The sequence below is a fragment of the Devosia sp. P1_H9 genome, from assembly GCF_056405135.1.
This window is the reverse complement of record NZ_JBFUCQ010000015.1, coordinates 49598-70224: the sequence shown is the minus strand read 5'-3', so window position 1 is coordinate 70224 and position 20627 is coordinate 49598. Positions and strand designations below refer to the sequence as shown.

The window sequence follows — 20627 nt, the reverse complement described above, 5'->3', positions numbered from 1 at the left end:
TTCGCGGGAAACGTCAGGCGGTAGCGGGTTCGCGCTTCGGACGGCGGACCGCCCGCACCTTGCCGATATTGTTGCCGCCACAGAAGAACCGGTCGCCGCCGTCGGATTCGAGGCCAGAGACACCAGCTCCGGGCGGCATGTCGAGCTGTTCCAGCACTTCGCCCGAGTGCGGATCGACGCGCCGCAGTTCGCTTTGGCCATCCTCGAGCGTGGCGTGCCAGAGGTCGCCGTCCGCCCAGGTCACGCCGGTGACGAAGCGATTGGAATTGATGGTCCTGAGCACTGCGCCGGTCTCGGGATCGACCTGCAGGATCTGCTTGCTGCGATACTGCCCGACCCACAGCGAACCCTCCGCCCAGGCGAGGCCCGAGCCGCCACCCGGCGAGGGAATGGTCTTGACGACGCGTCCGCTGCGCGGGTCGATCTTCTGGATCACGTCCTCGGCGAGTTGGTAGAGGTGCTCACCATCGAAGGTCGTGCCGGCATGCGCCGCAACCTCGATCGTCCGCACCGGCTCGCCGCTCTCAGGATCGAAGGCGTTGATCCGGTCGCCCGAGGCGAACCACACATTGGTGCCGTCGAAGGTGACCCCGGCCACCGAGTCGACACCGGGGAACGGACCGTACTCGCGAACAATCTCGGCATGCGCATGCTTCATCGGACCAGCCTCTCGTTGAATTGCTTCCGACGCAACCATCTAGTCGCCCGGCAGCGGGCCCGGGAGTAACAATGCCGTCGGGAAACCCGGCACCGGCGGGGTGATCCAGCGCAGCGCCCGGCCGCGACCGAACGACTGCACCTTGCCCGCCTCCGCCAGTTGCTCGAGCGCCCGTTGCACGGTGCGCGGGCTGGTGCCGAGCGCGATAGCAAGAGCGGAGCTCGCCCACGCCTCGCCGTCGGCCAGCAGGGCCAGCACGCCCGCGTGCTGATCCTCCACCGGCGGCGCCAGCACCACGACTTCACTTGCCGCGAGCGGCGCCAGCGCGAAGCCGCCCATGGTGGCGTTGATCTCGGCGATGTCAGTGAGCTCGGCGCGTAGCCGCCCCATTTCCACCCGCAGCCGGGCGCGGTGCGATTCGTCCGCCTCCTTGCCACGAAACGCCTCGGCGATCAGCCGGGCTCGCGACACATCCGTCGGCCAGGTCTCGGCCAGGGTGCGCAGTAGCGCAAACAGGATCGGACGTGTCGCCAGGTGGATGATCGTCCCCGTCTGCCGGACCACGTTGCGCGTCGCATCGACCACCAGTGCACCGGAGGACAGCACCTGTTCGACGCCGGCCAGCGTCAGCGATCGCTCGCCGCCACCCGCAACCAGCCGCGCCGCCGGCCCGTCGAGCACCCGTGCGTCGACCTCTATCTCAGCGACCAGCGAGTGAATGCCGGCCTGCTGCGCCGCCGCCAGCGCCCGGTCGAACGCCACCCGCGCCGGCCCGGTCTGCACCCGCCGCATCGCGATGCCTGCGCTCACCAGCTGATGCACCGCGACAGTCGCCGGCGGCAGCCGGTCGAGATCGAGCTGCGCCAGCGTCCGCTCCGCCTCGTCCACCTGCCCGATCAACAACGACCGGCGTGCCGCGAGGTTGGCGGCGTGGGCCGCGTTCACCCTGTCGCCGTGGGCCTCGAGCGCCGCGCGGGCGGTCTCCAATGCCCTAGGCTGCCAGGACAGATCGCGCGACACCAGGGCTATCTCCGCCTCGGCCACCACGCAGCGCGCCCGCGCCACCGCCTCGCGTGCATGGAACGCCTTGCCGGCCGCCTTGAGCAGCGCCTTGGCCCGTTCGAGGTCGCCCAGTTGCGCCATGGCGATGCCACGCAGCGCCAGCGCCGGGGCATCGTCGCGCAGCGCCACGCGCTTCAGCGCCCCGAGTGGATCGCCGGCCCCCAGCGCCCGCGCTGCCGCGGTGATCAGCGAGTCCATTCAAATCCCGTCACACTTGTCACTCTCACCCCTGACTGGCCGCCGCCTAGGTTCCCCTCACCGAAATGGAACCGACGGAGATCAGCCATGACCACCCTCGAACTCTATGAAATCGCAGCCGACAAGTCCCGCCAATCGAGCGTCATCGGCGGCCTGATCAAACTGACGGTTCGCCTCGCCACGTGGCAGGCCCGCCGCCGGACCATCCTCAAGCTCGCCAGCCTCGATGCGGTCCAGCTCACCGATATCGGCCTAGAGCGTAGCGATGTCGAGGACGCCCTCGACGGCGATGCCCGCCGGCTGTGGGCCAGGGTCCGCCAGCGCAACGCCAGCTGACGCAGCCCGCCTCACCCAATCCCAAGGAGAACGATAATGACCGACAAGAACTACACCACCTCGATCACCGTCAAAGCGAGCCCCGAGGCTGTCTTTGCCGCCATCAACAACGTGCGCGGCTGGTGGTCCGACGATGTGGAGGGCAAGACCACCGCCCTCGGCGACGTCTGGTACTACCACGCCCGCGATCTCCACCGCTGCACCCTCAAGGTGATCGAGTCGGTGCCGGGCAAGCACGTCGCCTGGCGAGTGCTGGACAACCACTTCAGCTTCATCGCCGACAAGACCGAGTGGGTCGATACCACCATCGACTTCGACATCGAGGCGGTCGGCGAAGGCGCTCGGCTGACCTTCACCCACATCGGGCTGCAGCCCGACCACGAGTGCTACGACGTCTGCCACGACGCCTGGGGCACCTACATCCGCGGCAGCCTCAAGAACCTCATCACCTCTGGCACCGGCCAGCCCAATGTCGGCGCTGAGCTCACTGCCGACGAGCCCAAGCTTCCCAACCAAGGAGACCACGCCATGTCCGAACCAAGCTTCACCACCTCGTTCACCGTCGACCAGAGCCCCGAAGCGGCCTTCGCCGCCATCAACGACCCGCGCGCCTGGTGGAGCGGCGAGTTCGAGGGCGGCACCAGCAACATCGGCGACGTTTTCAGCTATCGCTACAAGGACTTCCACTACTCCAAGCAGGTCGTGACCGAGATGGTGCCGAATAAGCGAGTCGCCTGGCAGGTGGTGGAAGGCACGCTCAGCTTCGTCGAAGACAAGACCGAGTGGGTCGGCACCACCATCATCTTCGACATCGCCAGCAAGGGCGACAAGACGGAGGTGGTCTTCACCCATGTCGGCCTGAAGCCGGCCGTCGAGTGCTACGACACCTGCTCGGACGCCTGGACTTCGCTGATCAAGGGAAGCCTCAAGCAGTTCATCGATACCGGCATGACCCAGAGCCTCGAACTTGCGGCGCCTGCCGTCTAAGGCGCATCCACCACCCGACGCCTGGGGCGACGCTCGCTCCAGGCGAGCACCAGTCCCGCGGCAATGACCAGCCCGGCGCCCACGAACACCACCGGCGCCGGCTGCTCCTGATAGAACAGGAAGCCGAAGATGAAGCTCCAGCAGAGCGCGCTGTACTCGACGGTGCCGAGCACGCTGGCTGGCACCGCGCGGGCCGCATCGATCAGCGCATACTGGGCGGCGGCGCCGATAAAGCCTGTCGCCACGACCACGGCGATCTCGCTGGCATCCATGGCCACCCAGAACGGCAGCGAAATGGCGCCGAGAACCACCACGTAGAACACGTTGATCGAGAACACGAGGACCAGCGAACTCTCGGATTTCGAGATGGTGCGCATCAGGATCATCGCCACGGCCCAGAGAAACGCCGCGCCCAGCGCCATCAACGCCGGCACGCCAATGCTGAGCCCTGCCGGGTTGGCGGCGATGACGACGCCGAAAAACCCGATCGCCGAGGCGCCGACCCTCGCAAGGGTCAGCTGCTCCTTGAGGAAGATCACCGCAAGGACGACCGTGATCACCGGCGCGACGTAGTAGAGCGTCGTCATCTCGGCCAGTTGCAGCTGGCGCCCGGCGGGATAGTACATGCACCACGCCGCCAAAGTGAGCACGGCGCGCAACAGCAGCATCGGCTTGTTCGGCGATCTGATCAGCCCGATGACCAGCTGCCGGCGGCCGACGATGAGGCAGATGATCGTGATGATGACGCTGCGCACGAACAGGATCTGGGTCACCGGCAGGTCGTGGATGACGCCCTTGACCAGCGTATCGTGCACGGCAAACAGGGAGTACGCGGCGAGCCCGAGGGCCATGCCCTTGAGCGAGGCGGATTGCGGGACGCGGGCGGCGGCGGGTAAGGACAAGATCGGCTCGTGGCGGGGGGCTCGGGCGAACGCCCGCTGCTAGCTCTAGCCGGTCGTCAGGAGCGGCGCATCTGCAATCTTGCTGAAACTCAGGTGCAGGTGACCCGCATCTCGGCGAAGCCGGCTTCGTCGGCGGAGAACACCATGACGGTACAGCTCGTGCCGGCGATGGCGCCGAAGCCGGTCTCGACGATCTGTCCGATGCCGTCGATCGAGACGGTGTCGGCGGTGATCAGGCCGGTGCGGATGACCGCCTTCGACTGGCAGATCGGATAGGTCTCGCCGGGCGTCACCATAAAGCGAGTGCCGAGCGGAATGCAGTCGGTGGTGGGCAGGTTGGGATCGGCCGCTGCCGTTTCCGTCGGCGCGGTGGCGCCCGGAGCCAGCGGGGCGGGAGCGGCCTGGGCGGCGGCAGTCACGGCCGCCTGCCGGGTGGACCACTCGCCCTCGAGCTTCACCATCCGGTCCTGCAGCGCCAGCAGCGCCGCGGCAGTGCCGTCGTCTGCGGGTGTGGCCACGGCTTCGGCGCGCTGGCCGAGCGCGTCCACCGACGTCCGCAGCTCTGCTACAGCGTCGCCGATCGCCTTGGTCTTGGCATCGGTATTGAGCTGCACGGCGACGGCGCCGGCGAGCGCCACCAGCCCGACAATGGCGGCGAGGAACGGGATCAGCCGGTCGATCAGGACCAGGCGGCGATAACGGCGCATTCCGGCCCCTCCGCGTCTTCGCCGAAGCGGTATTCGCCCCGGCAGGCGCCAACCTTGGGCGGCAGGTTCGACCCTTCGAACAGATCGTAGCCGGCCTTGAGGTTACGCCAGAACGGCGCCCAGGTGTTGCCGCCTTCGGCAGCGAGCGCCGTGGCGGTCATCCGGAACGGGAAGACATGCACGTCGACGGCCTCCTGACCCTTGGCCAAGGCCGCTTCGACCACCGCGTAGACTTCGTCGACGCTGGCATCGGTGATGGCGTAGCAGCCGACCGATGAACAGCCGCCGTGCACCATCAGCGCAGAGCCGGTGCGGCCGAGCTGGCGATCGAAGGCGTTGGGAAAGCCGAGATTGAAGCTGAGGTGGTGCCGGGAATTAGGGTTCAGCTGGCTCGTGGCCACACGATAGAAGCCCTCGGGCGACTGCTTGTCCCCTTCCATGAGCTTGGGGCCGAGATCACCGGAGAACTTGCAGATGTCGTAGTCGCGGAACAGCGCGAAGCGTCCGTTGGCGGCTTTCATCCAGAGTTCCAGCTTGTGCTCGCGCTTGTAGATGCGGACATGCGCTGCGTCGCCGAGCGCGAACCCGGCGGTCTTGAGTTCAGCGAGGAACTGGGTGCGGTCATAGACGCGCTCGGTGACTATGTCTCGAACTCCCGTTCGTTCGCTGAGGACGAAACGCCCTACAAGGATGGCCGCCACGAGGAACACCCCGATCGCAACGACCATGCCGAGATGGGGGCGCCGGGGCCGCATCGCAAGATGCTGCTAGGCGCGGTGCAGGCGCGGCAGTGGAATCGGCGGCACCTTGCCGGGGTCGATGACGCCGGCAACGTCGCCGCCACCGAACAGCCCACCGATGAAGCCGCCGATCGCCTCGCCGCGCGCCTTTGCCGCAGCTTCCGCCTCGGCGGCCTTCTGTGCATCGGCAGCCGTCTTGGCTGCCTTGTCGGCAAGCGAGGCGACTTCCTGCTGCATCGCAGCGTCGTCGGCCGCCATCTTGGACTTGACCGAGTCCGGGACGTTCTGCGCGACGGTCACGGGGCACGCCGCGAGCGCGTCGAGCGATGCGCCGCCGGGCACGTCGAACACGTATTCCTTGTTGCAGACATCCCAGGAGACCGGCGATTTCGAAATCTCGAAGCGGTCGTAGCCTTCCTTGATGTCTTTCCAGAAGCTCATGTTCGGGCTGTCGGCATGCTTGGCGAGGTTGGTCGCCGTCATCCGGAACGGGAAGATCTGCAGCTGGAACGAGGCGTTGCCGCCCTTGAAGGTCTCGCGCGCCAGGGCATAGATCTCGGCGATCGACTCATCGGTCATCGAGTAGCAGCCGCGCGACGAGCAATCGCCATGCACCATCAGGTCCGAGCCGGTCCGCCCATAGGCGCGGTCGAACTTGTTGGGAAAGCCGGTGTTGAACGCCAGGTAGTAGTTGGAGTTCGGGTTCATCAGGCCCGGGGTGATCGTATAGAAGCCCTCGGGCGACTGACGGTCGCCTTCCTTGACCTTGGGGCCGAGATCGCCCGACCAGGCACAGATCTGGTAGGTCTTGAAAAGCTTGAACGCGCCGCTGCCCGTCTGCTTCCAGACCTCGAGTTCCGAGGTTTGCTTGAAAATGCGGATCATCATCGGCGCGGCCGGCGAGGACCCGAGCCCCGCGAGCCGGCTGACGGTTTCCTGCTTCAGCGGCGCCATCGCCTTGGCGTTGCCCGGCTTCAGCCCGCCGCAGCCGGCAAGCAACGCCGCCACGCCGAGTGCTGCGCCAAGAAAGAGGATGGAACGGAGCGTTCTGCCCAAAGTCAGCTACCCGAAATGCTTGTCTGCCCGAAGGAACGGGTTACGAGCGGACGGTTACCATGTGGTAAGCCGGCATGGTTAACAGCCCGTTTACTATTGGCTTCATGCCCTTGGTTGGGGCGCCGATCAACTCAAATTGGTACCGATGGCGAGGAATTTGTCGCGCCTGTGTTCCCGCACCTCCAGCCTGCCCCGGTTGCCCGGGAAGTCGGTGAGGAACGTGCCGATAGCGTGTGCAGTCGAGGCCATCACCTCTGCGTGATGGCGGTGCGCGCCGCCGGCCGGCTCGGTGATGATGCCGTCGATCACGCCGAGCGACAGGAGATCGGGAGCCGTGATCTTCTGCGCCGCCGCCATGTCGGGAGCCCGCGCCGCATCGCGGAACAGGATCGCCGCACCCGGCTCGGGCGAGATCACCGAGTAGATGGCGTTTTCGAGCATCAGCACCCGGTTGGCGGTGGCAATGGCGATGGCGCCGCCCGAACCGCCTTCACCAATGATGATCGCGAGGTTGGGCACGCCCAGTTCGAGGCAGCGCTCGGTGGAGCGGGCAATCGCCTCGGCCTGGCCGCGTTCCTCGGCGCCGATGCCGGGATAGGCCCCGGCGGTGTCGACGAACGAGATCACCGGGATATCGAAGCGATCGGCCATGTCCATGATGCGGACAGCCTTGCGGTAGCCCTCGGGCCGCGCCATGCCGAAATTGTGCTTCAGCCGGCCCTCGGTGTTGGAGCCCTTTTCCTGCCCGAGAATGGCGACCGGCTGGCCGTTGAAGCGCCCGAAGCCGGCCTGCAGCGCCGGATCCTCGGCGAACTTGCGGTCGCCGGCGAGCGGCGTCCATTCGCTGATCAGCGTCTTGACGTAGTCCGAGAAGTGCGGGCGCTGCGGATGGCGCGCCACCTGCGTCTTCTGCCACGGGGTCAGCTTCTTGTAGATATCGACCAGCGCCTCGTCGGCCCTGGCGGAAAGCCGGGTCACCTCTTCGTCGATGGACACCGCCTGGTCGGCCGTGGCGAGGGACTTGAGCTCGGCGATCTTGCCTTCAAGATCGGCCACCGGCTTTTCGAAATCGAGATAGGACTGCATCCAACCCGCCAGCTAAGCGCTTTCAGGAAAAGTTGTAGACCTTTCCGGTTCGAAAGCGCGACCAAAGTAAGTACCCGAAGCATTTGCCGTTTCGTCGAACGGCAAATGCTCAAGGAGGAGAAAGGGCGTCAACTCGCGCCCCAAAGTGGCCGGAAAGTGGCGATGCCGGCCCGCCGAGTCAAGCGCCGAGCCCAGACTTGGTGAAGCGTTGTCCCATGCGTTCGATTGCCGCGTGACGCCGCGTTAACCATTGCATGACGCTTTCGTGACAACGCTGGAGGCGAAAGACCGGAACCACCCTTCGACCATGACCACCTATGCCTTGGTAAGCGTCGGTTGCCCCCGCTGCAGCAGCCACTTCCTCGAGAATGCCAAGCTCGTACGGCCGGGCGGATCGGCTTGGTGCCCCAGCTGCGAACAACTGTTCACCCTCGATGCCGCCGACCAGGCCACGCGCCGCACCCTCGCCGAAGCCAAGGCGGCGCGCCGCCGACGCAAGGAGCGGCTGGCCGAGGTCAGGTCGCTCTGGCAGGACCCGCCACCGGCGCCCGCGCCAAAACCACCGATGCTGATGAGCGATGTACTGCGCGCCCTCGATGACCTGCTGCTCCGGCTGGACGGAATGACCGGAGAGAAGCGCGGCTAGCCTTGCTCGGCCAGCGGGTGATGGGCTTCGACCAGCGATTTCAGCTTCTCGTCGAGCACGTGGGTGTAGATCTGCGTGGTCGAGATGTCGGAGTGCCCGAGCAGCGTCTGCACCACCCTCAGATCAGCGCCGCCCGCCAGCAAGTGGCTGGCAAAGGCATGGCGCAGCACGTGCGGTGATACCCGCGCCACCGCGATGCCGGCACGAGCGGCGAGGCCCTTGAGCTCGCGGGCGAATACCTGCCGGCTCAGATGGCCGCTCTCGCCCCCGGCCGGAAACAGCCAGATGCCGGGCTCGAGCCGCGTGAGATAAGCCTTCACCGCGTCACGCGCGCGGTCGGTCAGCGGCACGATCCGCTCCTTGCCGCCCTTGCCCCGCACGGTGAGGAAGCTCGCATCGCGCATCACCGCCGCACGCTTCAGTTCGACCAGTTCCGACACGCGCATGCCGGTGGCGTAGAGCAGTTCGAGCAGCAGATAGAGCCGGGCGGACATGGCGCGCGCTGCGTCGCTGGCCTCGGGCGCTTCGACTTCCGCCTCCGCGACCGTCAGCAACCGATCGATCTCGGCGATCGAGAGCACCTTGGGCAGACCGCGCCGTGCCTTGGGCGAGGCGATGATTCGGGTGGGATCGTCAGCGCGCACCGCATCGGCGGCGAGGAACTTGTGGAATTGGCGGATGGCTGAGAGTTTTCGCGCGCTCGATGAGGCGGCGATGCCCTCGGCTTCGAGAAACGCCAGGTATTGCGTCACCTGTTCGCGGCCGGCGGCGGTGGGGCCGGTGCCGCGGCGGCTGAGGAAGCCGCAATAGTCACCGAGGTCGCGACGATAGGCATCTATGGTGTTCTTGGCAGCGCCGCGCTCGGCGCTCATCATCTCGAGGAACGCTTCGACCAGATGAGCGCCGCTCATTCGACGCCCTGTTGCCGCGTCACCACTTCGCCATCACCGGCGGGAGCTTCGGCTGCCGGCACTGCGGCCGGCGTCTCCACGGCCGGCGCCGGCTCGGCGGCGGGCGCCTCGGGCGTGCGGGTGGTATTGATCTCGCGGCGCACCAGCGGGTCGCGCTGCGCCGAGGGCATCAGGTCGCGCGCCGGGATCCGGATGGTCACGTCCTTGTCGCGTGGCTGCACGATCGCGACGAGCGCGAACATGGCCCCGTAGCCAAGCCCGACCAGGACCAGCAGGATAACGATCAGACGAATGAGAGTCGGCATGGCAATCCGCTTTTGTCACGCAAAGGCCAGTCTCCCTTGTTTGCTGGACGCGATCAAGGGTGCGCTAACCATGGCGGCGAACCATAGCGGGCATTGACTTTATGCCGCCCTAACGGTTCAAACCCGCCGAGCGAGGAAATGCGATGTCACGCGACGGCACGACCACACGCGACGACCGGCGCGAGGATCTGCTGCGGCTCCTCGGGCACCGCCCGATCGTCCTCATCGGCATGATGGGCGCCGGCAAGACCACGGTCGGCCGCCGCCTTGCCGCACGCCTTGGCCGCCACTTCGTCGACAGCGACGAGGAGGTGGAGAAGGCCGCCGGCATGACCATCGAGGACATCTTCCGCGCCCATGGTGAGGCTGATTTCCGCGCCGGCGAGGTCAAGGTGATCGCCCGGCTGCTGAAGGACGAGAATATCGTGCTCGGCACTGGCGGCGGCGCCTTCGTCAATGCCGAGACCCGCAGCCTGGTGAAGGCTTCGGCGATTTCGGTGTGGATCAAGGCGGATTTCGAGCTGTTGTTCCAGCGCGTCTCGCGGCGCTCCAACCGGCCGCTGCTGAAGACCGCCAACCCGCGCGAAACGCTGCAGAAGCTGATCGAGGCGCGCTACCCCATCTACGCCGAGGCCGATGTCACCATCGTCTCGCGCGACGTGCCGCAGGACCAAGTGGCAAGCGAAGTTATCGACGCCCTGCTGGACCATTTGAGCAATGAGAAGTCCGATGGCTGAGCCGACCACCGCGCACGTGCCGCTGGGCGAGCGTGCCTACGACATCCTGATCGGCAGCGGCTTGATCGACAGCGCCGGCGTGGTGCTGAAGGCCAAGTTCCCCGGCCGTCGCTTCGGCATCGTCACCGACACCGAAGTCGCCATGGCACAGTTGCCGCGACTCACCGCCTCACTCGACGCGGCCGGCGTTAGCTATGCGACGATCGTGCTGCCGAATGGCGAAGCCACCAAGTCGTTCGCACGGCTGGGCGAAGTGGTCGAAGGCATTCTCGCGGCCCGGCTGGAACGCGGCGACCTGATCCTGGCGCTCGGCGGCGGGGTGATCGGCGATCTCGCCGGCTTCGCCGCGGCGATAGCCCGGCGCGGCATGGATTTCGTCCAGATCCCGACCTCGCTGTTGGCGCAGGTGGATTCGTCCGTCGGCGGAAAGACCGGCATCAACTCGCCGCACGGCAAGAACCTGATCGGTGCGTTTCACCAGCCAAAACTGGTGCTGGCTGATCTAGATGCGCTCGATACCCTGCCGCCACGCCAGTTCGCCGCCGGCTATGCCGAGGTGGTGAAATACGGGCTGATCGACGACGAGCCGTTCTACTTCTGGCTCGAGGACAATCGCCGCGAGATCTTCGCCGGCAACGCGGCGCTGCGCGGCGAAATGGTGGCCCGCTGCTGCGCCGCCAAGACCCGCTTCGTGCTCGCCGACGAGAAGGAAACCGGCGTCCGGGCCCTGCTCAATCTCGGCCATACCTTCGGCCACGCGCTCGAATCGGCCACCGGCTATTCCGACCGGCTGCTGCATGGTGAGGGTGTTGCCATCGGCATGGTGCTGGCACACGGCTTCTCGGCGAAACTCGGCCTCTCGCCCAGCCAGGATACCGGCCGCATCGCCCAGCACCTGACTGCTGCGGGCCTGCCGACCCGCCTCGCCGATATTCCGGGCGACCTGCCCGACACCGACTACCTGATGAACGCCATTGCGCAGGACAAGAAGGTGGTGCGCGGGGCGCTGACCTTCATCCTCACCCGCGGCATCGGCCAGGCCTTCATCGAAAAGAACGTCGACCCAGCCACGGTCCGCGCCTACCTTGAGGACATGCGGACCGCCTGAACATCCGCCGGAACGGGCGACACGAGGGGAAACTGATGTCCGACCGCCGCCCGCTGCTCGTCATCGATGGCGACTCGTTCGCCCATCGCGCCTATCACGGCCTGCCCAAGACCATCCGGCGTGCCGGCAACCGCGGCGGCGGCGCCATCGTCGGCTTCGCGAACTACCTGCTGCGGCTCTATGAAGCCGAGAAGCCACGCGCGGTGGTGGTGGGCTGGGATACGCTCGCGGTGCCCAACTGGCGCGCTCTCGAGTTCCCGACCTACCAGGGTGGCCGCATCTTCGAGGACGAGATCGTCGACCAGCTCGACGTGCTGCCGGAGTTCGTGACAGCCTGCGGCTTCGTCATCGGCAAGGAGGGACGCTTCGAGGCCGACGACTTCCTCGCGACCGCCGTAGCGATGGAAGAACGGGATGGCGGCACCACGCTGGTCGCGACCAGCGATCGCGACGCCTACCAGCTGGCTTCCGAGCGGACGACGATCCTCCAGCCGGCCAAGGGCGGTGAGATGGCCCGCATCGATCCCGATGGCGTCCGCGAGCGCTACAAGGTGGAGCCAAGCCAGGTGCCCGATTTCATCGCGCTGCGCGGCGACCCATCGGACAAGATCCCCGGCGCCAAAGGCGTCGGCGAAGCGACCGCGGCAAGCCTCTTGAAACGCTACCCGGACCTCGAGGCGATGATCGCCGACAACCGCTTCCCGGCTCAGTCCGACGATCTGCGGCTCTACAAGCGCATCGCGACCATGGTGACCACCGCGCCGTTGCCGCCGATCCCCGACGTCACCCCGACCTGGGGCGAGGCGGCGAAGCTCGCCCGGGCTTGGGAACTCAACGGCCTCGCCGATCGGCTGACGCAGCTCGCCGCGAAATAGTGAAGCGGGCCGCCGCCACGGCCCGCCCCTCCCCCTTACGGCGCGACCGAGATGACCACCCGGCGATTGGCATAGAACGTATCCCCGAACTGCTCGGTGGCGCCGGCGCCGGCGGCTGAGACCTTCTCGAACTTGAGCCCGGCCTGCTTCAGATAGGCCAGGACGTTCTGAGCCCGCTCGATGGCGAAAAGCGCATTGGTCGCGTGGTTGCCCTGCCGGCTGGAATAGCCGGTGACCAGCACCTTGCACTCCTGCTCGCCGATATCGGCGATGATCTGGTCGAGCCGCTCCATCAGCCTGGGCGTCAGGTCGTTCGAATTCTCGTTGAAGCCGACGACGTTGTAGAGTTCGTCGCGATTGCAGGTGGCGTTCCCCGTCGGAGCCGCGGTCGCGGCAAGGCTCGCCGTTTCGACCGGCTTCTCGTCGATCACCTTGTCCTCGGCCGCCGATTCCGGCAGCCGCAGCGCCGTCACGGCAGCCGGCGGCTTCGTTGCGGTCTGCGCCGGTTCCTCGGCGACTTCGGCTACTGCGGCAACCTCAGTCGTTACTGCTTCCGGCGTTGGCTGCACGGCTGCGATCGTCGCGTCGGGCAGCGGCCAGCCGCCGGTCGGTGCGCGTGATACGCCCTCGACATTGCCGTCGCGCAGCACCAGGAACTCACCCAGCAGCTCGTTTTTGGTATCGGCCGACGTGCCCTGGGTCGAAAGCCCCGACACCGTCACGGCACGGCCATTCACCGCCACCGCGGCCAGATAGAGATTGCGATCGCGGTTCGAACCGTCGCCGCCATAAGCCTCGTTCACCAGCCGGACCCGCACTTCGCCACCCGGCTTGAACACGTCCTCGGGGATATCGAAGGCAAAGCTCTGCACGTACGGGGTCTTGTCCGCCGCGTCGGCGAAGCGCCCGGCCGTCGCGGTGTCGATTGCCGCGTTCACCGCGCCCTCGCCCAGCACCTTGCCGTTGAACGTGACCTCGAACTTCGGGGGGCCGTCGTAGGCCTCGCCGCCGATGATCAGTTGTAAATTACTCTCTGCCGCCAACGCGGGCACCGCGCATAGCGTCAAGGCGGCCACCAGGGCCGCCGTCTTTAGAGTGGACATGTCGCCCTCCAAGTCTGTCTGCGAGAACGAGTGCTAGGCAAGACCTTGGGCGATATTTCGAAGACAAAGCGGCGGCTCGCCACGGCGCCGCCCGGCTTTGGCCGCAAAGCGACCGGCCGAGTTCCAATCGCCAGACTTTTCGATTGCAGCGTGGGGGCTAAGCCGATGCCATCAGATCGCCGGAGTTGCGGACCGCAATCGCGCAACCCATATCAGCGTCATCCAAATGATCACTGATGGCCGGACGGGGAGCTGACTACCTCGACGGCCAGCGCATGGACGCCGGACTTGAGTTCGGCGTCGAGCGCCTCCATCACGGCACGATGCTGTGCGAGGCGTGACTTGCCGGCGAACTCGGGAGAGGCGATGCGGACGCGGAAATGCGTCTCTCCGCCCTCGCGATAACCACCGTGACCCCTATGTTTCTCGCTCTCGTCGATCACTTCAAGATGGGTCGGCGTGAATTTGACCGAAAGTTTTTCTGCAATCGCGTCGCGAACGGACATATGGATACCGGTTCAGTTTGAGGCGTGGCCGTAGCCCCGTAACTAGGATTGATGAAGCTGGATTCCAAGTATTTTGACCGCATCCGGATCCGATCACGGCACCCGGAACCCGAAGCGCGCGCCGAAGTGCCGGCCTGCGGATGGGAGGGGTGTGACCAGCCCGGCCTCTACAAGGCGCCCAAGGGCAACCGCGCCGTGGGGCAGTATCACCACTTCTGCCTCGAGCACGTGCGCCACTACAACCAGGTGTTCAACTTCTTCGCCGGCATGAAGCCCGAGGAAATGGAAGCGCAGGTAACGCGCGAAAAGGAGACCGACGGACGTCCGAGCTGGGGCTTCGGCGCCAAGGCCGGCGCCAATACCGGCCCGCGCATGCCGCGCGGCGCCCCGCGCGATCCGACGGCCAAGCGGGTAAACGACCCCTTCGGCGTGTTCGCCCGCTACGCCCGCCACCAGCAGCGCGCCCCCGCCGAAGAGCGGGTGAAACCGCTGCATGAGCAGGACCGCCGCTCGCTCGAGACGCTCGGCTTCAAGGGCTACGCCAAGGCCGACGCGATCAAGGCGGCCTACAAGGCGCTGGTGAAGGTCCACCACCCCGACGCCAACGGCGGCGACAAGAGCTCCGAGGACCGGCTGCGCGCCATCATCGCCGCCTATTCGCACCTCAAATCCAAGGGCTTCGTCGGGCGCTGACGCCCTTCGAGGGATGAATGTTTGTTATGGCGGTATTTGCCGCGCCAATGGCGACCGGCAAGTCCCGCCGCTTTGGGGCAAATCAGCGTCAGCAGTCGCCTTGCCGCCCATCGCCAGATTGTCGCGCGGCCCTACCGCGCCGCACCCGATGCTGCTATAGAGCCGGCAACCGCCAAGGCAGCCGTCTTGACCTATTTCCTTCCGCGAGCCTCGTGAAATGCCTGAATTCAACAATCTGCCGAACAAGCAATATTCCGTCCGCGAGACCTTTGGCATCGACAGCGACATGAAGGTCATGGGCTATGCGGAAACCGATCCGCATGTGCCGCCGCTGGATCCGGACTACCTGTTCGACCGCAACACCACGCTGGCGATCCTTGCGGGATTTGCCTTCAACCGCCGCGTCATGGTGCAGGGCTACCACGGCACCGGCAAATCGACTCATATCGAGCAGGTCGCGGCGCGGCTGAACTGGCCGCTGGTCCGCGTCAATCTCGACGCGCACGTCTCGCGCATCGATCTCGTCGGCAAGGACGCGATCGTGGTCAAGGACGGCAAGCAGATCACCGAGTTCCGCGACGGCATCCTGCCCTGGGCGGTGCAGAACAATATCGCGCTGGTGTTCGACGAATACGACGCCGGCCGCCCTGACGTGATGTTCGTGATCCAGCGCGTCTTGGAAACGCAGGGCCGGCTGACGCTGCTCGACCAGAACCGCGTCATCACCCCGCACCCGGCCTTCCGGCTGTTCTCGACCACCAACACCATCGGTCTGGGCGATACGTCGGGCCTCTATCACGGCACCCAGCAGATCAACCAGGGCCAGATGGACCGCTGGTCGATCGTCACCACGCTGAACTACCTGCCGCACGACAAGGAAGTCGGGATCGTGCTCGCCAAGGCCAAGGCCTATACCGGCGACAAGGGCAAGAAGGTCGTGTCCAACATGGTCCGGCTTGCCGATCTCACCCGCCAGGCCTTCATCAACGGCGACCTGTCGACGGTGATGAGCCCGCGTACGGTGATCACCTGGGCCGAGAATGCCGAGATTTTCGGCGACCTCGGTTTCGCCTTCCGGCTGACCTTCCTGAACAAGTGCGACGAGCTCGAACGCCCCGTGGTGGCCGAGTTCTACCAGCGGGTGTTCGGCGAAGACCTGCCGGAATCGGCAGCCAACCTGGCGGTGACCGCTTAAGGTCCGGGACGGACGGTTTGGCCCAGAACATCTATGATGATCCGGCGTTCTTCGAAGGCTACAGCAAGTTTCCCCGCTCTCGCGAGGGTCTGGCTGGCGCCGGAGAATGGCCGTCGCTGAAGGCGATGCTGCCGCCCCTCAAGGGCGCGCAGGTGCTGGATCTCGGCTGCGGTTTCGGGGCCTTCTGCCGCTATGCGGTGGAACAGGGCGCCGCCGGTGTGCTGGGCGTCGACCTCTCCGAAAAGATGCTTGAGGACGCGCAGCGTCGCGGCCCCGGCCTGCCGATCCGCTACCAGCGCGCCGACCTCGAAAGCTACGAGCCGCCGCGTGCCGCGTTCGACCTGGTGTTCAGTTCGCTCGCCGTGCACTACCTCGCCGATTTCGACGCGTTCGCATCGCGCGTGAGGTCAGCTCTGAAGCCCGGCGGGCACTTCGTCTTCTCGATGGAGCACCCGGTGTTCGCCGCCCGTGCCAATCCCGACTTCATGAAAGACGCCGACGGGCACCTGCTCGGCATCGTCGACGACTATCTGCGCGAAGGCGAGCGCCTTACCAACTGGATCGCCGATGGTGTGGTCAAATACCACCGCCTGATCTCGACCACGATCAACACCCTGCAGCGCAACGGCCTCAAGCTCGACCATATCGACGAGTGGAGTGCGACCGATGCAGATATTGCCGCGCACCCTGAATGGGCCGAAGAACGCTATCAGCCAATGTTCCTGCTGATGGCGACCAGCCTCGCCCCCACCACCGCCTAGCCCCGTATCCGGACCCGTCTCATGGCCCCTCCGCCGCGCAGTAAGCCGAACAAGCCCGACACCACCGCCCCGTTCAAATCGGCGATGGGCGCCGCGGTGCGCGCCATTGGCGGCAAGCGTGATCTCGAGGTGAGCTTCTCGGCCGACCGCCCGATCCTCACCGCCGACAAGGCGCGGCTCGCGAATCTCCCGCGCCTGCCGACGCAGCGCGACATCGCCATCGCCCGCGGGCAAGGTGACGCCATGGCCATGCGGCTCGCCAGCCACGACCCCGAAACGCACCGCAAGCGCGCCCCGGCCGAGCCCGAGGCCCGCGCCGCCTATGACGCGCTGGAGCAGGCGCGCGTCGAGGCGCTGGGCTGCATCCGCATGCCCGGCATGACCGGCAATATCCATGAGATGCTGGAAGACCGGCTGTTCCGGCAGAACTTCGCCGAAGTCAGCGACAAGGCCGACGCCCCGCTCGCCGAGGCGCTGGGGCTGATCCTGCGCGAGCGCGTCGCCGGCGTGACGGTTCCGCCCTCGGGCAACGCCATCGTCCAGTTGTGGAAGAAGGAAATCGAGGAGCGCGCCGGCAACTCGCTGACCACGCTCCTCACCCGCTTCGAGGACCAGGACCTGTTCAGTCGCGCGACCCGGCAGCTGCTGCGCGATTTGAGCCTCGTGCCCGACGGCGATCTCGACGACGGCGAGAGTGACGATTCGGAACAGGGCGACGACCAGGAGCCCGAGCGCGGCCAGGACGACGAGAAGAATCCCGAGCAGGGCGAGGGGGAGAGCGAGGACGCCGAGGCCGACGAGGACCAGACCCCCGGGCAGTCGGAGCAGGAAGGCGAAGTCGAAGGCGCGGAGATGGATTTCTCCGAGACCGACGAGGACGACAGCTCAGAATCGGGCGAGGACCAGCCCAATCCGCCACCGCCCGGCGCCAATGCCAAAGAGTTCCAGAACGTCTTCAACTACAAGATCTTCACTCAGAAGTTCGACGAGATAGTCCGGGCCCAGGACCTCTGCCCGCCGGAGGAACTGGACCAGCTGCGTGCCCTGCTCGACAAGCAGCTCGAGAACCTCGCCGGCGCCGTGGCGCGGCTTGCCAACAAGCTGCAGCGGCGGCTGATGGCGCAACAGAACCGCAGCTGGGAGTTCGACCTCGAGGAAGGCCTGCTCGATACGGCGCGCCTCACCCGCGTGGTCACCGACCCGCTGCAGGCGCTGAGCTTCAAGGTCGAGCGCGACACCGATTTCCGCGACACTGTGGTGACGCTCCTGCTCGACAATTCCGGCTCGATGCGCGGCCGCCCGATCACCATCGCGGCGATCTGCGGCGACATCCTCGCCCGCACGCTCGAGCGTTGCGGCGTGAAGGTCGAGATCCTCGGCTTCACCACCCGCGCCTGGAAGGGCGGCAAGTCGCGTGAGGCCTGGCTCGAGGCCGGGCGCCCGCCCAATCCCGGCCGCGTCAACGACATCCGCCACATCATCTACAAGGCTGCCGACGAGCCCTGGCGGCACGCGCGGCGCAATCTCGGCCTGATGATGCGCGAGGGGCTCCTGAAGGAGAACATCGACGGCGAAGCGCTGCAGTGGGCGCATAAGCGCCTGCTCGGGCGGACCGAAAATCGCCGCATCCTGATGGTGATCTCGGACGGTGCGCCGGTCGATGATTCGACCCAGAGCGTCAACGCCGGCAACTATCTCGAGGCCCACTTGCGCCAGGTGATCGAAGACATCGAGACCCGCTCCGCCGTGCAGCTGGTGGCGGTAGGTATCGGCCACGATGTTACTCGCTACTATCGCCGCGCCGTGACACTGCTTGATGCCGAGGAACTGGCAGGGGCCCTGACCGACGAGCTCGCCTCGCTGTTCGACGAAGAACCTCCCGGGGCCTTCCGCAAGAGCCGATACGGATGACCAGCTCACGGCGTGCCTCGCGTCTCGCCGGAGCGGCACTGCTGATCGCAAGCGCTGGCGCCGCACTGCTGGCAGCGGCCGGGCTGGGCGCCCGCGCCGACGAGGAGACCGTCACCTCGGTGCCGCTCTCGACCTTCATGGGGGCCGGCATCGGCCAGCGCGTGCAGGGCCTTATCTGGCGCGGCGGCATCGAGATGCAGAGCCAGACCGACACCTTCGGCGGTCTTTCCGGTCTCGGCGTCACCGGCCCCGACGGGCGGCTGGTGATGGTGTCCGACCGCGGCAACTTCGTTTCCGGCCAACTGCTCTATGACGAGGCGGCGCGGCCGATGGGGCTGATCGGCGTCAAGGTCGAGCCGATCCAGAACTCCAAGGGCACCGAGCTGCCCCGCGCCTATACGCGCGACGCCGAGGCGCTGGCGGTGATCAACCGCGAGGGCAAGCCGAGCGCCGTGCGCGTCGGCTTCGAGAATCTCACGCGCGTCGCCGATTTCACCCTGGTCGACGGCATCCCGCAGGGCGCCGCCCGCGAAGTGACCATCCCCAAGTGGCTGAGCGATACCCGCACCAACGAGACGCTGGAGGCGGTCTGCATCGCCCCGGACACCTCGCCGATCGCCGGTTCGACCCTGCTCTTGACCGAAGGCATCATCGACGATGACGGCCAGCACTCGGCCTACCTGCTGGGTCAGAACGACAAGGGCCCGCTGAGCTATATCTCCGGCGACGGCACCAACCCGACCGACTGCGCCTTCATGCCCAACGGCGATCTGCTGGTACTCGAGCGCGGCGTTGCCCTCCTCGCCTTCCAGATGCGGCTCGTCCGCATTCCCGCGGCAGAGGTGAAGGCCGGCGCCCACATGAAGGGCGAAGTACTGCTGCACGCCGCCGGCGGCGACATCGACAACATGGAAGCGCTTGCCGTCCACGCCGCGCCGGACGGCTCGACCCGCATCACCTTGGTCTCAGACAACAACTTCAATGATTGGGAGCGCAACCTGCTCCTCGAGTTCAGCCTGCCGGACTGAGGAGGATGCGATGTCGGCCAGGGAGGTGCTCAAGGCTTACGAAGACCGCATCAACCGCCAGAATTTCGATCTCCTGATCGACCTCATCGCGCCCGACGCCACGTTCTGGTTCTCGAACGGCACCCATAGCGGCATGGCCGCCATCCGCGCGGCGTTCGAGGCGACGTGGCAGGTGATGGGACCCAGCGAACGCTACTGGCTCGACGAGCTCGAGTGGATCGCCGAGGGCGACAGCGCCGCCGCCTGCATCTACCGCTTCAACTGGGAGATCACGGTCGACGGCAAGCGCGATTCGGGCTCGGGCCGCGGCACCACGGTGCTGCGGCGCGTGGGCGACCGCTGGTGGATCGTCCACGAACACTTGAGTCGCTGGCCGGCCTAGGCCGCTGCTTTCAGCGGCGGCAGCGGCATCAGCTTGCCCATCAGCATCCGGTAGGGCGCCAAGAGCAGTAGCGCCGCAAGGAACTTCACCAGGAAGTCGCCGGTCGCCAGCGAGAACCATAGCGGCACTTCGGAACCGACGCCGAGCCAGGGTGCGCCGAAGCCGAGCGAGCCGTCCTTCATGCCGAACAGACCATCGATAAAGCCGAGCGCCGGCGCGAAGGCGATGGTGAAGAAGATCGCCGTATCGAGCAGCGAGCCGAACAGCGAAGCGGCGAGCGGCGGCAGGAACCAGGCGCGGCTGGCCCGCAAACGCGAGAACACCGAGATATCGAGCAGCTGCCCGATGAGGAACGCCGAGGCCGAAGCAATGGCGATACGCGGCGTCGCGAGGAACACCGACAGCACCAGCGCCACGACGAAGCCGACCACCACCACCATGCGGGCCCGGTTAGGGCCGTCATGCCGGTTGGTGAGGTCCGTGACGAGGAAAGCGAAGGGGTAGGTAAAGGCGCCCCAGGTGAGCAGATCGCCCAGATGGATCGGGCCGAGGTCGGCCTGCACCGGGTATTGCACGAGAATATTGGACGCGGTGACGACCACGACCATGGCGGCAATCGCCGCAACGAAACGAGCGAGCATATCCTGCACCTCTATGTAACCCGCTGGCCGGCATCAGACCGGGGCGGAAAAACGAAACCGCGCGTTCCCGTCGGGGAGCGCGCGGCCGAAACT

At 66.4% G+C, this 20627-nt stretch carries 24 protein-coding genes; 12 read left to right on the top strand and 12 right to left on the bottom strand.

Translation table 11 applies throughout. The features are described 5' to 3' along the window. Positions 1-13: 13 nt before the first annotated feature. Together AC1DYL_RS21350 and AC1DYL_RS21345 are read right to left on the bottom strand one after the other, a co-directional pair. Positions 14-658 (bottom strand): Vgb family protein, encoded by a 645-nt coding sequence (locus tag AC1DYL_RS21350; RefSeq protein WP_477158710.1) that lies wholly within the window; start codon positions 656-658, stop codon positions 14-16. A gap of 39 nt (positions 659-697) precedes the next feature. After that, positions 698-1918, bottom strand: a complete 1221-nt coding sequence (locus AC1DYL_RS21345; RefSeq protein ID WP_477174685.1) for a helix-turn-helix domain-containing protein — start codon at positions 1916-1918, stop codon at positions 698-700. Between the two features lie 87 nt (positions 1919-2005). On the opposite strand from AC1DYL_RS21345, the gene AC1DYL_RS21340 reads away from it, so the two are divergent. Both AC1DYL_RS21340 and AC1DYL_RS21335 read left to right on the top strand, forming a co-directional pair. Next, positions 2006-2254 carry a DUF1127 domain-containing protein gene (locus tag AC1DYL_RS21340; protein ID WP_477174684.1) on the top strand — a complete coding sequence of 83 codons (249 nt, stop codon included), beginning with the start codon at positions 2006-2008 and terminating at the stop codon, positions 2252-2254. Between the two features lie 36 nt (positions 2255-2290). Then, the gene (locus AC1DYL_RS21335) at positions 2291-3241 is read left to right on the top strand and encodes an SRPBCC family protein (protein WP_477174683.1); all 951 of its coding nucleotides are present in this window, start codon (positions 2291-2293) and stop codon (positions 3239-3241) included. On the opposite strand, the gene AC1DYL_RS21330 is transcribed toward AC1DYL_RS21335, so the two are convergent. From AC1DYL_RS21330 to AC1DYL_RS21310, 5 genes are all read right to left on the bottom strand, one after another. After that, complete coding sequence (locus tag AC1DYL_RS21330; RefSeq protein ID WP_477174682.1) at positions 3238-4143, bottom strand: DMT family transporter; 906 nt, start codon at positions 4141-4143, stop codon at positions 3238-3240. The two genes, AC1DYL_RS21335 and AC1DYL_RS21330, sit on opposite strands and share 4 nt — an antisense overlap. Before the next feature lie 89 nt (positions 4144-4232). Then, on the bottom strand, positions 4233-4850 hold the full coding sequence (locus tag AC1DYL_RS21325; RefSeq protein ID WP_477174681.1) for a hypothetical protein: 618 nt from the start codon (positions 4848-4850) through the stop codon (positions 4233-4235). After that, positions 4823-5605, bottom strand: coding sequence for a L,D-transpeptidase family protein (locus tag AC1DYL_RS21320; RefSeq protein ID WP_477174680.1), 783 nt, complete (start codon positions 5603-5605; stop codon positions 4823-4825). The genes AC1DYL_RS21325 and AC1DYL_RS21320 overlap by 28 nt, the downstream gene beginning before the upstream one ends. Positions 5606-5617: 12 nt before the next feature. Continuing rightward, the gene (locus AC1DYL_RS21315; protein WP_477174679.1) at positions 5618-6646 is read right to left on the bottom strand and encodes a L,D-transpeptidase family protein; all 1029 of its coding nucleotides are present in this window, start codon (positions 6644-6646) and stop codon (positions 5618-5620) included. Positions 6647-6772: 126 nt separating this feature from the next. Further along, the gene (locus tag AC1DYL_RS21310) at positions 6773-7732 is read right to left on the bottom strand and encodes an acetyl-CoA carboxylase carboxyltransferase subunit alpha (protein ID WP_477174678.1); all 960 of its coding nucleotides are present in this window, start codon (positions 7730-7732) and stop codon (positions 6773-6775) included. 307 nt (positions 7733-8039) lie between these two features. On the opposite strand from AC1DYL_RS21310, the gene AC1DYL_RS21305 reads away from it, so the two are divergent. Then, positions 8040-8378: a hypothetical protein gene (locus AC1DYL_RS21305; RefSeq protein ID WP_477174677.1), complete on the top strand. Its 339-nt coding sequence runs from the start codon at positions 8040-8042 to the stop codon at positions 8376-8378. On the opposite strand, the gene AC1DYL_RS21300 is transcribed toward AC1DYL_RS21305, so the two are convergent. Beyond that, positions 8375-9289: a site-specific tyrosine recombinase XerD gene (locus tag AC1DYL_RS21300; protein ID WP_477174676.1), complete on the bottom strand. Its 915-nt coding sequence runs from the start codon at positions 9287-9289 to the stop codon at positions 8375-8377. The genes AC1DYL_RS21305 and AC1DYL_RS21300 overlap by 4 nt on opposite strands. After that, the gene (locus AC1DYL_RS21295) at positions 9286-9594 is read right to left on the bottom strand and encodes a hypothetical protein (RefSeq protein WP_477147925.1); all 309 of its coding nucleotides are present in this window, start codon (positions 9592-9594) and stop codon (positions 9286-9288) included. The genes AC1DYL_RS21300 and AC1DYL_RS21295 overlap by 4 nt, the downstream gene beginning before the upstream one ends. Positions 9595-9737: 143 nt before the next feature. On the opposite strand from AC1DYL_RS21295, the gene AC1DYL_RS21290 reads away from it, so the two are divergent. The 3 genes from AC1DYL_RS21290 to AC1DYL_RS21280 are packed head-to-tail and all read left to right on the top strand — an operon-like array spanning position 9738 to position 12314. Next, positions 9738-10331, top strand: a complete 594-nt coding sequence (locus tag AC1DYL_RS21290) for a shikimate kinase (protein ID WP_477147926.1) — start codon at positions 9738-9740, stop codon at positions 10329-10331. Further along, positions 10324-11439 (top strand): 3-dehydroquinate synthase, encoded by a 1116-nt coding sequence (gene aroB / locus AC1DYL_RS21285; protein WP_477174675.1) that lies wholly within the window; start codon positions 10324-10326, stop codon positions 11437-11439. The genes AC1DYL_RS21290 and aroB overlap by 8 nt, the downstream gene beginning before the upstream one ends. A gap of 35 nt (positions 11440-11474) precedes the next feature. Continuing rightward, positions 11475-12314 carry a 5'-3' exonuclease gene (locus tag AC1DYL_RS21280; RefSeq protein ID WP_477174674.1) on the top strand — a complete coding sequence of 280 codons (840 nt, stop codon included), beginning with the start codon at positions 11475-11477 and terminating at the stop codon, positions 12312-12314. A 35-nt stretch (positions 12315-12349) separates the two neighbouring features. Here the strand turns inward: AC1DYL_RS21280 and AC1DYL_RS21275 are convergent, their stop codons facing one another. After that, positions 12350-13417, bottom strand: coding sequence for an OmpA family protein (locus AC1DYL_RS21275; protein ID WP_477174673.1), 1068 nt, complete (start codon positions 13415-13417; stop codon positions 12350-12352). A gap of 230 nt (positions 13418-13647) precedes the next feature. After that, positions 13648-13923, bottom strand: coding sequence for a BolA family protein (locus AC1DYL_RS21270; protein ID WP_477147930.1), 276 nt, complete (start codon positions 13921-13923; stop codon positions 13648-13650). 51 nt (positions 13924-13974) lie between these two features. On the opposite strand from AC1DYL_RS21270, the gene AC1DYL_RS21265 reads away from it, so the two are divergent. From AC1DYL_RS21265 to AC1DYL_RS21240, 6 genes are all read left to right on the top strand, one after another. Further along, positions 13975-14616 (top strand): J domain-containing protein, encoded by a 642-nt coding sequence (locus AC1DYL_RS21265; RefSeq protein ID WP_477147931.1) that lies wholly within the window; start codon positions 13975-13977, stop codon positions 14614-14616. Positions 14617-14833: 217 nt separating this feature from the next. Next, positions 14834-15811, top strand: coding sequence for a cobaltochelatase subunit CobS (cobS, locus tag AC1DYL_RS21260; protein ID WP_477147932.1), 978 nt, complete (start codon positions 14834-14836; stop codon positions 15809-15811). A 17-nt stretch (positions 15812-15828) separates the two neighbouring features. Then, entirely contained in the window at positions 15829-16572 is a 744-nt protein-coding gene (locus AC1DYL_RS21255) for a class I SAM-dependent methyltransferase (RefSeq protein WP_477147933.1), read from the top strand. Between the two features lie 21 nt (positions 16573-16593). Continuing rightward, on the top strand, positions 16594-18483 hold the full coding sequence (gene cobT, locus AC1DYL_RS21250) for a cobaltochelatase subunit CobT (protein WP_477174672.1): 1890 nt from the start codon (positions 16594-16596) through the stop codon (positions 18481-18483). After that, the gene (locus AC1DYL_RS21245) at positions 18480-19511 is read left to right on the top strand and encodes an esterase-like activity of phytase family protein (protein WP_477158719.1); all 1032 of its coding nucleotides are present in this window, start codon (positions 18480-18482) and stop codon (positions 19509-19511) included. Before cobT ends, AC1DYL_RS21245 begins: the two co-directional genes overlap by 4 nt. 10 nt (positions 19512-19521) lie before the next feature. Continuing rightward, a complete protein-coding gene (locus AC1DYL_RS21240; protein WP_477174671.1) occupies positions 19522-19893 on the top strand; it encodes a YybH family protein in 372 nt (123 codons plus the stop codon). Here AC1DYL_RS21240 and AC1DYL_RS21235 read toward each other — a convergent pair. Next, on the bottom strand, positions 19890-20534 hold the full coding sequence (locus AC1DYL_RS21235; protein WP_477174670.1) for a queuosine precursor transporter: 645 nt from the start codon (positions 20532-20534) through the stop codon (positions 19890-19892). The genes AC1DYL_RS21240 and AC1DYL_RS21235 overlap by 4 nt on opposite strands. Positions 20535-20627 lie beyond the last annotated feature (93 nt).